The 11,780-nt window shown below is 66.8% G+C and carries 13 protein-coding genes; 3 read left to right on the top strand and 10 right to left on the bottom strand.

Translation table 11 applies throughout. From position 1 onward, the window contains the following. Positions 1-78: 78 nt before the first annotated feature. Positions 79-339 carry a glutaredoxin family protein gene (locus AB0C34_RS11430; protein WP_357069983.1) on the bottom strand — a complete coding sequence of 87 codons (261 nt, stop codon included), beginning with the start codon at positions 337-339 and terminating at the stop codon, positions 79-81. A 294-nt stretch (positions 340-633) separates the two neighbouring features. Here AB0C34_RS11430 and AB0C34_RS11425 point away from each other — a divergent pair, with 294 nt between their 5' ends. Beyond that, positions 634-1,581 carry an HAD-IB family hydrolase gene (locus tag AB0C34_RS11425; protein ID WP_357070161.1) on the top strand — a complete coding sequence of 316 codons (948 nt, stop codon included), beginning with the start codon at positions 634-636 and terminating at the stop codon, positions 1,579-1,581. Between the two features lie 64 nt (positions 1,582-1,645). Here AB0C34_RS11425 and AB0C34_RS11420 read toward each other — a convergent pair whose 3' ends face one another. From AB0C34_RS11420 to AB0C34_RS11380, 9 genes are all read right to left on the bottom strand, one after another. After that, positions 1,646-2,674 (bottom strand): lysophospholipid acyltransferase family protein, encoded by a 1,029-nt coding sequence (locus AB0C34_RS11420; protein ID WP_357069981.1) that lies wholly within the window; start codon positions 2,672-2,674, stop codon positions 1,646-1,648. Then, entirely contained in the window at positions 2,671-3,732 is a 1,062-nt protein-coding gene (locus AB0C34_RS11415) for an NAD-dependent epimerase/dehydratase family protein (protein WP_357070159.1), read from the bottom strand. Before AB0C34_RS11415 ends, AB0C34_RS11420 begins: the two co-directional genes overlap by 4 nt. A gap of 222 nt (positions 3,733-3,954) precedes the next feature. Then, positions 3,955-4,056, bottom strand: a complete 102-nt coding sequence (locus tag AB0C34_RS11410) for an AURKAIP1/COX24 domain-containing protein (protein WP_003402602.1) — start codon at positions 4,054-4,056, stop codon at positions 3,955-3,957. Between the two features lie 232 nt (positions 4,057-4,288). Further along, positions 4,289-4,570: a helix-turn-helix domain-containing protein gene (locus AB0C34_RS11405; protein WP_357069979.1), complete on the bottom strand. Its 282-nt coding sequence runs from the start codon at positions 4,568-4,570 to the stop codon at positions 4,289-4,291. A gap of 169 nt (positions 4,571-4,739) precedes the next feature. Continuing rightward, positions 4,740-5,558 (bottom strand): pyrroline-5-carboxylate reductase, encoded by an 819-nt coding sequence (proC, locus tag AB0C34_RS11400; RefSeq protein ID WP_357069977.1) that lies wholly within the window; start codon positions 5,556-5,558, stop codon positions 4,740-4,742. Between the two features lie 32 nt (positions 5,559-5,590). Further along, on the bottom strand, positions 5,591-6,478 hold the full coding sequence (locus AB0C34_RS11395; protein WP_357069975.1) for a thioesterase family protein: 888 nt from the start codon (positions 6,476-6,478) through the stop codon (positions 5,591-5,593). 141 nt (positions 6,479-6,619) lie between these two features. Further along, positions 6,620-7,522, bottom strand: a complete 903-nt coding sequence (locus tag AB0C34_RS11390; RefSeq protein WP_357070157.1) for a sugar phosphate isomerase/epimerase — start codon at positions 7,520-7,522, stop codon at positions 6,620-6,622. An 81-nt stretch (positions 7,523-7,603) separates the two neighbouring features. Continuing rightward, on the bottom strand, positions 7,604-9,196 hold the full coding sequence (locus AB0C34_RS11385; RefSeq protein ID WP_357069973.1) for a hypothetical protein: 1,593 nt from the start codon (positions 9,194-9,196) through the stop codon (positions 7,604-7,606). After that, complete coding sequence (locus AB0C34_RS11380) at positions 9,196-10,230, bottom strand: Ppx/GppA phosphatase family protein (RefSeq protein ID WP_357069971.1); 1,035 nt, start codon at positions 10,228-10,230, stop codon at positions 9,196-9,198. Before AB0C34_RS11380 ends, AB0C34_RS11385 begins: the two co-directional genes overlap by 1 nt. A gap of 65 nt (positions 10,231-10,295) precedes the next feature. Here AB0C34_RS11380 and AB0C34_RS11375 point away from each other — a divergent pair, with 65 nt between their 5' ends. Continuing rightward, complete coding sequence (locus AB0C34_RS11375) at positions 10,296-11,168, top strand: hypothetical protein (protein ID WP_357069970.1); 873 nt, start codon at positions 10,296-10,298, stop codon at positions 11,166-11,168. A 108-nt stretch (positions 11,169-11,276) separates the two neighbouring features. Continuing rightward, on the top strand, positions 11,277-11,606 hold the full coding sequence (locus AB0C34_RS11370; RefSeq protein WP_357069968.1) for a hypothetical protein: 330 nt from the start codon (positions 11,277-11,279) through the stop codon (positions 11,604-11,606). Positions 11,607-11,780 lie beyond the last annotated feature (174 nt).

Raw genomic sequence — 11,780 nt, 5'->3', positions numbered from 1 at the left:
TGCACAAAGTCGGTGAAGTTGGCCTCATTTTCCGCCGCGACCAGCACAGCGGCCGAAACGGGTAGCGAACGGCATCACTCAGCGTTTCAGGTCCGCCCGCAATCGGGTCTCATCGACGTCGAAATAACTGTGTTCACGGCCGTCGAGGAGCACGACAGGAAGCCGGTCTCCGTATTCCGTGCGCAGGCCAGGGTCGGTAGCGGCGGCTTCGTCGACGTCCACGGTCCCCGGCTCGATGCCGAATTCGGCGCAGATCGTCCGCAGCTGCCGCAACGCGATCACGCACAAGCCGCAGCCCGCTCGTGTCAGCAATGTCACCGAATGTGTGGGATGAGTCATGGGAGATATTTAATCGGGCGCTCCCGCACCCCGAAGGCGACACACACGCTTCGCCATTGTGTCGCGCGCCGCCTACTGTGCAATGCGGGCGCTCCCGCACCCCGAAGGCGACACACACGCTTCGCCATTGTGTCGCGCGCCGCCTTCCGCCGTGACTGTCGGCGGATCCGGTTACTGTGGACGTGATTCGCGCGACGGGCGGAGGTACTGGTGCCGGAACAATCGAGGGTGGCAAAAGCCGGATTCATTGCGGGACGGTTCGGCGAGTTTCCGGCACGGTGGAATCTGACCCATATGGGCCAGGGTCTGCACGATCAGCTCGCCCGCATCTCACGCAGCCCATTCGGGCCGAGTGAAGAGGAATTGCGCGCCAACCTGGCCGGTGAGGCGAGCGCCGACGCGGCATTGACGCTGCACGACGCGGAACTGGCCGCCGGGGAGGCGGAGACGCCCCGTCCGGAGGCACCGGGCGATTTGACCGCCGCGGCGTTCTTCGATGTCGACAACACCATGGTGCAGGGCGCGTCGATCGTGCATTTCGCGCGCGGCCTGGCCGCGCGGAAGTATTTCAAGACCTCTGATCTGGTGGACGTCGCGTGGAAACAGGTGAAGTTCCGGGTCACCGGTAAGGAGAACAGCACCGACATGGCCAGCGGCAAGGAGAAAGCGCTGGCGTTCATCGCCGGGCGGCCGACCACCGAACTGGCCGCGCTCGGCGAGGAGATCTACGACGAGATCATCGCCGACAAGATCTGGCCGGGCACCCGCGCGCTGGCGCAGATGCACTTGGACGCGGGCCAGCAGGTCTGGCTGGTGACCGCGACGCCGGTCGAGTTGGCGCAGGTGATCGCGAAGCGACTCGGCCTCACCGGCGCGTTGGGTACCGTGGCCGAAAGCGTGGACGGGAAGTTCACCGGGCGCCTGGTCGGTGACATCCTGCATGGTCTCGGCAAAGCACATGCGGTACGCACACTGGCGATTCGCGAGGGCCTCAACCTCAAGCGGTGCACCGCTTACTCCGACAGCCACAACGACGTGCCGATGCTCTCCCTGGTCGGCACCGCCGTCGCGATCAACCCGGATTCGGATCTGCGCGAGGTGGCCAAGAACCGAGGCTGGGAGATCCGCGACTTCCGCACCGGGCGCAAGGCCGCCAAGATCGGCGTGCCGACCGCGCTCGCCCTCGGAGCCGCCGGCGGCGCCGTAGCCGCCGCAGTCACCCGACGACGCGACAACACCTAGCCCATCCCACCACCGCACACGGCCCCGAGTCGGACAAGCACGTTCGCCCTGCCGACACGATTCCTCACCCGGTGAACGCGTTACGGCGTTTCGTGAGCAGTTTGTACAGGGTCTGCTGAATGGTCTCGCGTACCTGGTCGGTGACCTCGAACATGGTCATCGGGTCGTCGGCCGCTTCGGGCTCGTAGCCGGAGGTCGGGATCGGGGCGCCGAACTCGATGTACCACTTCGACGGTAGCGGTACCGCACCGAGCGGGCCGAAATGCGGGAACAGCGGTGTCACCGGAAAATACGGGAGGCCGAGCAGCCGGGCCAGCGGCTTCAGATCGGCGAGCTTCGGGTAGATCTCCTCGGAACCGACGATGGAGCACGGGATGATCGGTACGCCGGTGCGCACCGCCGCGGCGACGAAACCGCCGCGGCCGAAGCGCTGCAACTTGTAGCGGTCGGCGAACTGCTTGCCGACGCCCTTGAAGCCTTCGGGAAAAACGCCGGTCAGCTCGCTGGAGCGGAGCAGACGCTCGGCGTCCTCACGGCAGGCCAAGGTATGACCCGCCTTGCGGGCGAGCACGCCGAGCACCGGCATCTCGAAGATCAGGTCCGCGGCGAGCAGGCGTAACGCGCGCTGTTTCGGGTGCCGGTCGTGCACCGCCAGTTGCAGCATCAGACCGTCCAACGGCACGGTGCCCGCGTGGTTGGCGACGATCAACGCGCCACCCGCCTCCGGGATGTTCTCCATCCCGTTGACCTGCACCCGAAACCACAGGTCCGAGATCGGGCGCAGTACCGGGAGAACGACCGATTCCAGCAGGTGCTCGTCGAACCCGAATTCGTCGACTTGGTACTCGCCGGAGAGCCGGCGGCGGGCGAACTCGGCGGTCTTGCCGATCTGCTTGCCGACCGCGCCGCGCACCAGGCTCGACAGCGATTGCGGTGCGGGCGGCTCGACGGCGGCGAGACGTTCGGTCAGCGATGTCACCCCGCCCGGCCCGGACACGCGCGACGAGACCTCGGGCCAGCGCCGCGGGATCGGCCGTTGGCGCGCCTCGAGGTGCACATCGTGCAGTGGAATGACCTTCGCTACATCGTTCATTGCTGAGCTCCCGTACCGGCCCCGAGCAGGCCGAGCAGTTTGTTTTCTGCGGCGTCGATCCATGCTGGATCGACTACGGGCCGCAACGCTGCGCCCCCGATGAAGTCGTCGAACGCCTGCACCGTCGTCCAGCGCGGCACGAACCCGAGTTCGGCGCGCATTCGCGTGGTGTCCAGACCGCAACCGAAATGGAAATAGTCGAGCTGCTCCCCAGAGAACTCGCGCATCACCGGGCCCATCAACAGCCGGCCCGCGGTGCGGAACACGGTGAACGGCACCGGCAACTCGACCCGGCCCGTCCGTCGAACTGCTTGTGACAGCGACAGCGCGCCGTCACCTGCGATGTTGTAGGTACCACTGCGCGTAGTGCGCGCGGCGAGGGTGAGCGCCGTTATGGCGTCCTCCTCATGCAACAACTGCATTCTGGCATCCCGGCCGAAAACAGTAGGCGTTACCGGCGAACGCAGATATTGCACTCCCCGACTAGCCAGCCGCGGACCCACGATCGGAGCGAATCGCAGAATGGCTGTCGCGATATCCGGCCGACGTCGCGCGAGCCCGCGCACGAAACCTTCGATTTCGATCATGTCGCGCGCGAACCCGCCGCGCGGCGGCGTACGCGCGCTCATTTCCTCGCTGAATTTCGCGGGATCCTTCGCACTGCAACCGTAGACCGCCGACGACGAGCGCACCACGACCCTGCGCACCGACAGTGCCTTCTGGCACACCGCGAACAGCTGCATGGCACCGAGGACGTTGAGATCCTTCATCACCGCGCGACCGCCGCCCGCCGGCGGGCGGGCCAACGCCGCGGCGTGCACCACGGTGTCCACCGCCGCACCATCGATGACCTTACGGATCAAGGGATTTCGAATATCCGCACGAACGAACTCGGCACGACCCATGCGCCGTCGCAGCTCACGTCCAGGGGTCATGGTGTCGACCGCGAGGATGCGGTCGATGTCGGGTTCCTTGGCAAGTTTGGCGACGACGTTACCGCCGAAGAACCGGCTGGCTCCAGTGACCAGCACGACCTTCGGCGTCTGCCCATCCCGCATGTCAGAACCCACCGGCACCGCTTCCCACCTTGCCAGCCCCCATTGGTGTTATTCCGTTTCCCAGCGTAGCGGGTGCGTTCCCACTGTCCGAGAGTATTAACCAGGATCTAACGATGACTTCAGTCACGCGATACATGCGGCGGTTTCAAAATTTCGAATTTCACACAAAAAGGCCCGCCACCTATTGGTGACGGGCCTTCGCAGCTATCGGGTAGCGATGTCTTACTTGCCGAGTTTGCGCCGCTGGACACGCGTGCGGCGAAGCAGCTTGCGGTGCTTCTTCTTCGACATGCGCTTGCGGCGCTTCTTGATCACAGAACCCATAGGGTTGTTCCTCGCGTTCTCTCTACTCGGCGCGCACGCTCTCACCGTGCGCGATTGCCGGACGCCCGTCCGCCTAGGCGCCCCGGTCCACCGACCGAGGTCGCTCGGCAAGCCTCACGCCCTGTGTCCGCGCCGCCGGGTACCACGGGGCACCCGACAACGGTGCCACCGGCGGGCGAACACGAACCGAGGAGCTATCGTACCGGCACGTCCGGCCGGTACCGAATCCGCCTCATCCGGCATCGAAGTAGGACGTCTCCAGATAGTCGTGTACCGCTTTGGCATGCACTCGGAACGATCGACCAACCCGAACGGCAGGCAACTCACCGGAATGCACGAGCCGGTAGACCGTCATCTTGGATACCCGCATCAGACTCGCCACTTCGGCGACGGTGAGGAACTGGGTGCCGCCGCCGAGCCCGGATTGGCCCTGGGATCCCGACCCGCTCTGCGATCGGGAACTCCCCCGGCCACTCGAGGGGCCGGAGCCGCCGGACGCTCCTGAACTATTCACAGACATCTTGTTCGAAGACATCATTGCACCATTGACCTCCGGCACGTCCGCGCCGCCAGCTTCCCCACCGGCGGTACAGACACGCACGTGCTCCTAGAAGCTTAGCGGGACCAGTGGTGTTACTGCGACGGGAGTGAGAAATCATCTTTCCCAATCCAAAACCGACCAGTCACTCTGCTGAAGTGCCCTGTTCAACCGACCGTTGCTTGGCCGCGAAGAGCGCCTCCAGGAACGACGAGCGCAATCCGCCGCGCTCCAGCTCGCGCATCGCCGCTGCGGTGGTGCCCGCGGGTGAGGTGACCGCGGCGCGCAGTTCCGCGGCCGTCTGGCCGGACTCGTCCAGCAGCGCGGCAGAGCCGACCATGGTCTGTACCACGAGCCGGGTGGCCACATCCCTGGTGAGCCCAAGTCCCACACCGGCGTCCACCATGGCCTCGACAACCAGGAAAAAATACGCGGGCCCCGAACCGGACACCGCGGTGACCGCGTCCATCTGCGTCTCCACGACGGTCACGACCTTGCCGACCGCGGCGAGCAACTCGCTCACCATATCCAGGTGTTGCGGTCGGGCGTAACGTCCCGGCGCGATCACACTCATGCCCTGCCCCACCAGCATCGGCGTATTCGGCATCACCCGGACGACCGGAAAACCGGCGGGCAACTTGCCCTCCAGCCGTGCCGTCGGCACCCCCGCCGCCAGCGAGACCAGCACCTGGTCGCGGTCGTTGCCGAGTTCGGCCTTGCCCAGCGGCGCGAGCACGGCGTCGACGTCAGCCGGCTTCACAGCGATGACCAGAAGGTCCGCCCCCACAGCGGCATCGGTGAGATCGTCGGTGACCCGCACGCCGAATCGGTCGGCGATCTGATGGGCCCGTTCTTGATGGGTCTCCACGACGACCAAGTCCTTGCTCAACCGTCCGGATTCCAGCAACCCGGCGATCAACGCCTCCCCGATGCGTCCGCCACCGATCACTGCGATTCTCGTCATGGGCCATAAGGCTAGACGGCGAATGCTTTCGGTCAGCGCTGGGGAACGAGCGCCAGCTGACGGCTCTGCGCGACAACCATGCCGGCCGAATCGAGAACCAGCTGGTCTTCGTCGAACATCCGCCCACCGACCTCGTGCGCGGTCGCGATGATGCGCAACCAGCCCGGTGCCGGCCTGCGCCGAAGATAGGTGGTCATCTGCACGGTAGGGGCCCACCCGAAGTGGCCGAGGTTCATCGCCACCGGCGGGCTCATATCGGCGCTCATCATCGCGAAGAACATAGCGATGTCGGGGTCCTGCTCGTCGGCGGGACGAGGGCGCATCCACAGTCGCAGACGTGGTTCGCCTTGTTCGCCGTCGAGAAAACGGGCCCATTCTCGGTCGAGGTAGAGTTCGGCGCCCTGCCCCACGTGGACCACGCGGCCCATCACCGAGTCCGGCTCATATCCGACGGCGTCGGCGGGAGGCCGCACGGGCATGTCGCAGTGCCGCGGCGCGTAGATCGGGTCGGCATCGGTCAGGCGGCCGAAGGTGAGCGCCGTGCGAACCAGGGTTCGGCCCTCCTGGATGAGGTCGGCGTCGGCCAGGCAGATCTGGCGGCCGATCTTTCGGATGCGCACCGCGTACTCGACCTCGCCCGGGTTCGGCGCACCGAGGAAGTCGGAACTCGCGGCAATCGGAGCCATGCCGACCAGGGCGGCATCGGAAGAACGCAGCCGCGCGGTCGCCGCAGCGGCGCTGGCGGCAACCATCGTTCCGCCGTGCACTTTGGGGCCGACGGTCCAGACCTTGTCGATGACGCCCAGGTAGCGACCGACGTCCGGGGTGGTCGCGGGCAATTCGGTCAGCGCGCAGACGCGACTGAACGGTGCGTCGATCGTGGACACCGGATCGCGATCGGTTATCAGCTCCGCCGTCATACTCACTCCTTGACCATCGGGCGCCTCGGCGTCCGATGGTGACCGCCGCACAGCGTTCGTACAGCGTACAACGCGGTTCGGCGACCAATCACCCGTTGTGAGCAATCGCGCAGAGCCCGGTACCGGCCACATCACACGGAGTTACGCCCGGTTCGCGCCGGTCGGCGTCGGCGCCGAGGCGGGCGCGTGCCCATTCAAGTGTTCGCGGGCGAACGCCAGGGTGCGGTGCAGCATCGCCGCCCGATCCTGGGTGGTGCGCGCATTCTGGGTGTTGATCTCGGCGACCGCCTGGCCGGAAAAACCGGCGCGGACCAGGCTCGCGCACACTTCCACACAGGGCTGAGTGCCCGCACCGGGAACCAGATGCTCATCGTGGGCGGCGCCGCGGCCGTCGGCGAGGTGCAGGTGGGCGAGGCCCTTGCCCATCCGCGCGGCCAGGGCGAGCGGGTCCATGCCCGCGGTCGCCGTGTGCGACAGATCGAGCGTGTAGTGCTGGAAGCCCGTATCCGTCGGGTCGTAGGACGGGCTGAACGCGGTAAGCGCGGGCCCGGGGCCGCCACGCCGTTCCAGACGCTTCACCGCGCCCTCGCGTCTGCCGAACAGCGTGTCCGCGCGCATCGGAAACATGTTCTCCACGGCGACGATCACCGAACTGGCCGCTTCCAACTCCGCCACCTGCGCGGCGAAACCGGATGCGTAGCGACGCTGCCAGCGGAACGGAGGGTGCACCACCACGGTGCTCGCGCCGAGCGCCTCAGCGGTGCGGACGCAGCGGTCGAGCTTGGCCACCGGGTCCGATCCCCACACCCGCTGCGAAATCAGCAGGCACGGAGCATGCACGGCCAGCACCGGCACCCCGTACGTGCGGGAATAGGCCTGCATGGTGGCAATGCTCTGGCTGGCAGGCTCGGCCCAGACCATCAATTCGATGCCGTCATAGCCGAGTTCGGCCGCGTAGCGGAAGGCCGCCTCGGCGTTCTGCGGGTACACCGAGGCGGTCGACAACCCGACCTTGATCTGGACATCGTCGGCCTTTCCCGGCAAGACGGTTTCCGCCCGCGTTTCGGGTGCGTGCCACACCCCGCCCTCGTCCACCTGCCCGATGTTCCCCACAGCCGCTCCCGGTCAGTTCGTGCTGAGCAGAAAGGCCAGTGGCCCCAAGGTGACGAAGATGCCGACAACGACAGCGATCACCGTGCTGAGAATGTCGTCGGTCTTGCGCAGGATGCGCACCAGGGCCACCAGACCGAGGATCACGATCATCGCCAAGGCGAGCGCCACCCAGGGAAGCATCTCCCACATGCGCTCGAAACCCTTGAACAGCAACATGCCCGCCACCGCTGCGCCGGTGCTCTGGCCGCCCAGGATCATCCACTGACGCCGGTTGGCGTCGTACTCCGCCTTCGCGGACACCCTCGACCGGCGCCCGGCGACGCGCGAGGCGGCGCGGGGCTGTTCGTCGGGCTCGGGCTCGTCGTCCTCGATGTCGAAATCCACCACCGGCTCGTACACGTCGGTCGCGCCCTCGTAGACCTCGACCGGAGAGCGATTCGTCTCGCGCCTGCCCCGGCCTCTTTTGCTGCGCTCGGCCCGCTCGACGCCGTCGCGCAGCAGGTCCCCTGCGACCGTCTGACCGGAAACGAGTTGCTGGTCCTGACTGGCCAGTGACCACGCGGTGGTCGGGATGCCGCCGGACTCGGGGGACATGTCCTGTGGCGACGCATCCTTGTGTCTGCGGGCCGACCAGGCGGGCAAACTGTTTTCGCGCACTCCGTTGCGGCGCGATGGTCGAAATCGGTCGGACGGCTGCGGTCTCGCGTCGGGCAGCGGCATCGGCTCCGACTCGGGAGCGAAACCACCGGTGGTCGGCGACCACGCGGCGGGCGCCGCCTCCTCGGCCTCCTTGGCGCGCCGCCGAGCCGCCCGGCCGCCACTGGCGCCATTGCGCTCGGGCAGGCCCGACCGGCCGAAACTCGGTTCGCCGAACTCTTCGGGAGCGTTTCGACCCGGCTCAGGGTGCAGGTCGGCGGACTCGAAGTCCGGCACAGCGCTGCTAGCCGCGCCGCGGCCGCCCCAACCGCGGCTACCCCATTCGCGCGGCGCCTCGCGCAGCGGCGGATGCACCTCGGTGGCGTCTGCCTCCGGTTCGGCGCGTCTGCGTCGGCGTCCAGAAGGGCGCGGCGCCTCGGGTTGCGGACTGCTGGAGAGCGGATCCGCCAGGTACGGGTTCGACTCGGCCGGATAGAGGTCGGACACCGGAGTGTCCGGCGAGAGCGGGTCGCCGGACACGGTATGCCGCGCGGACGGCATCTCCCGGCCGGGCATGACCCGACTCGATCGCCCAGGTGCCGGATCGGACTGTAGCGGGTCCTGTTGACCGTAGGCCGCCAGCGGGTCGTACCTCGAAATCGGCCCGGACATGGGCGAATAAGACGGCAGGTCGGGCTCGGGTTCCGGCTGTCGGTACGACACCGGATCCGGCGCGGACAGGTCGAAGGAGGGCGACTCGTACGCGGGCTCCTCGACGGCGTTGGAGTCCGGCGCCGCGTGCGCGGAGTGGCCGCCACCTTCCCGGATGACCGGCAGGTCCCCGGTGAGTTCGGCGACCGAGATGCCCCGACCACCCCGGCGGCGCCTGCCGCCGCCGGACGAGGCCGAACCCTGGCCGTTGCGTGCCAGCAGCTCAGCGACCGACAGCTGTTTGGAATCCTCACTCATTACGACACCGTCCCGATCGGGCCCGATAGCGGTGGCGCGCCACGACCGGGCGACGGCTTGCCATCCTCGGCTGCCGGGCCCGGTAGGTACGTTGCTCGTGGTCCACCATTCATATCGGTATCCAGTTTGCGCAGTATGAGCCCTTCACGCAGCGCCCACGGACAAATCTCCAGGGTATCCAGCGATAGTGCCCGCATACTCGCCTCCGCGATCAATGCACCAGCCACCAGTTGCTGTGACCGATCGGAACTCACGCCTTCCAATTCTGCCCGGTCCGACGCCGTCATCCGCGAGATGAACGCAATCAGTTGACGCAGACCTGAGCTGGTGAGTGTACGGCGCACGCGCGGGCCCGCCGCCGACGGTGCCGCCCCGGTCAGTCGCGCGAGCGAGCGGAACGTCTTCGACGTGCCGACGGCCAGGTCCGGTCGGCCCGTCTCGAGCAGCTGCTTCGAGGGCACCATCAGTTCCGCGTCGAGCCAATCCCGCAACACGGCGACGCGACGTTTGCCAGGAGGATCCTCGCGCAGCCACTCCCTGGTCAACCGCCCGGCGCCGAGTTGTAGCGACAGCGCCACATCGGGTTCCTCGTCGGCGCCATTGGTGATCTCCAACGATCCGCCGCCGATGTCCAGATTGAGAATTCGGCCCGCACTCCAGCCGTACCAGCGGCGTACCGCAAGAAACGTCAGCCTCGCCTCGTCGACTCCGGACAACACCTGCAGGTCGACCCCGGTCGACGCGCGCACCCCCGCGAGCACCTCGTCGGAATTGGTCGCCTCCCGCAGCGCCGAGGTGGCGAAGGGCATCAGTTCGACGCACTTGGAAGTCTCGGCGATGCTGGCGAATTCGGCGACGGTGGCGATCAGCCGTTGCGCACCCGCGTCGGTGATGCGGCCCGCACGATCGATGTTCTCCGCCAGACGCAACGTGGCTTTCGTCGAACTCATCGGCATGGGGTGAGCGCCCCGATGCGCGTCCACGACGAGCAGGTGAACGGTATTGCTTCCGACATCGAGTACCCCAAGGCGCACATGAACACGTTACTGGGTGTTGCGGCGCTTTAGACGAGGCGACTGAGCTGTTAGCGTCCTCAGGTGTGACGGTAGGCGCATCCGCGAGCGGCCCCACCGGGCCCCGACCAGCGGCGAAGATCGACCCCGCTCCCGAAGTCGATCTGGATTTTCCCCGCGAATGGATCGAGTTCATCGATCCGGCAAACGACGAGCATCTGATCGTCGCCGATTTGACGTGGCTGCTGTCGCGGTGGACATGCGTCTTCGGCACACCGGCCTGTCAAGGCATCCTCTCCGATCGCCCGGACGACGGTTGTTGCTCGCACGGCGCCTTCCTCTCCGACAAGGACGATCGCAAGCGGCTACAGCGAGGTGTGAAAATGCTCACACCGCAGGATTGGCAGCTGATGGGCGAGGCCACCGACGCCGAGGGCAACGTCACCAAGAAGGGCTATTTGGAGGTCGATGAACTGGAGGACGAACCGGCGCTGCGCACCCGCCGATTCGACGGTGCGTGCATCTTCCTCAACCGTCCCGGTTTCGAGGGCGGCGTCGGCTGCGCGCTGCACACGATGGCCCTACGGCGCGGTATCGAGCCGCTGGAGGTGAAGCCGGACGTGTGCTGGCAGTTGCCGATCCGGCGGACCCAAGAGTGGGTGGACCGGCCCGACGGCGTGCAGATCCTGCGCACCGTGATCACCGAATACGACCGCCGCGGGTGGGGCCCCGGCGGACTCGACCTGGACTGGTACTGCTCGGGCTCGCCCGACGCGCACGTCGGCAGCAAGCCGGTCTGGCGGTCCTACCGACCAGAACTGATCGAGTTGCTCGGCGCAGCCGCCTACGACGAGTTGGCCAGGCACTGCGCCCGCCGCGAGGGCCTCGGCCTGATCGCTGTCCACCCGGCGACGGTGCATGCCGAGCGGATGCCCGAGTCCGCCGACCGGTCCGCCTGATCGTTTGCCATCCATGCGCTCGCTGGATGGGCCAATGCGGTGCGTTCGCACAGTCGGTTCACCCGGTCGCCATGCGAGCTTCACTCGGATGGGGTTTGATGTGCGGTTATGTCGAAGAAAGTTCTCACCGTGGCGACCATCGCGATCGGCGCCACCCTCTCGTTGACCGGAATAGCCCACGCGGAGCCAAACGGCGATCCCGCCAAGTTTGCCGACTTCACCACGCAGTTCGTCGCAGCCACCGATCCTGGGGCGATGAATGCCAAGTCCGAGGGCAAACTCCTGATCGCGAGCCCGTACGGAACCTCCCACACGATCGCCTGCCGGGGGACCAACGCCGCCGATCTCTACGACTGCATGCAGGAAGACGATCTCGGCTGGATCACCTTGCAGAAGAACGAGACCCCCCTCGGCACCGCCTGGATCTACCTCCCCTGACTCCCCCGCCTCTCCGGGCCTTCGGGCCGTACTAGTGCGGAAGTGCGAGATTTGCGTTCAGGTCCTGCGTTTGAGTGCCGCTCGCGTTCTGGGCGTACCCGGGAAGTTACCCATGTGCTCACGAAATCAGTTGTCGCGTTTCGTGAGCACACGGGTAACGCCGACGGATATCGC

Origin of the sequence: Nocardia sp. NPDC049220 (assembly GCF_040647855.1) — a bacterium.
Classification (GTDB): domain Bacteria; phylum Actinomycetota; class Actinomycetes; order Mycobacteriales; family Mycobacteriaceae; genus Nocardia.
Note: the sequence above shows the minus strand (reverse complement) of the source record. Positions and strands in the feature narration are given on the sequence as shown.

Coding starts and splice junctions, on each gene's coding strand:
- AB0C34_RS11410 (WP_003402602.1), bottom strand. CDS start 4,056: ATGGGTTCTGTGATCAAGAAGCGCCGCAAGCGCATGTCGAAGAAGAAG.
- AB0C34_RS11430 (WP_357069983.1), bottom strand. CDS start 339: ATGACTCATCCCACACATTCGGTGACATTGCTGACACGAGCGGGCTGC.
- AB0C34_RS11370 (WP_357069968.1), top strand. CDS start 11,277: ATGTCGAAGAAAGTTCTCACCGTGGCGACCATCGCGATCGGCGCCACC.
- AB0C34_RS11425 (WP_357070161.1), top strand. CDS start 634: ATGGGCCAGGGTCTGCACGATCAGCTCGCCCGCATCTCACGCAGCCCA.
- AB0C34_RS11395 (WP_357069975.1), bottom strand. CDS start 6,478: ATGACGGCGGAGCTGATAACCGATCGCGATCCGGTGTCCACGATCGAC.
- AB0C34_RS11415 (WP_357070159.1), bottom strand. CDS start 3,732: ATGCGGGATGGGCAGACGCCGAAGGTCGTGCTGGTCACTGGAGCCAGC.
- AB0C34_RS11385 (WP_357069973.1), bottom strand. CDS start 9,196: ATGAGTGAGGATTCCAAACAGCTGTCGGTCGCTGAGCTGCTGGCACGC.
- proC (WP_357069977.1), bottom strand. CDS start 5,558: ATGACGAGAATCGCAGTGATCGGTGGCGGACGCATCGGGGAGGCGTTG.
- AB0C34_RS11420 (WP_357069981.1), bottom strand. CDS start 2,674: ATGAACGATGTAGCGAAGGTCATTCCACTGCACGATGTGCACCTCGAG.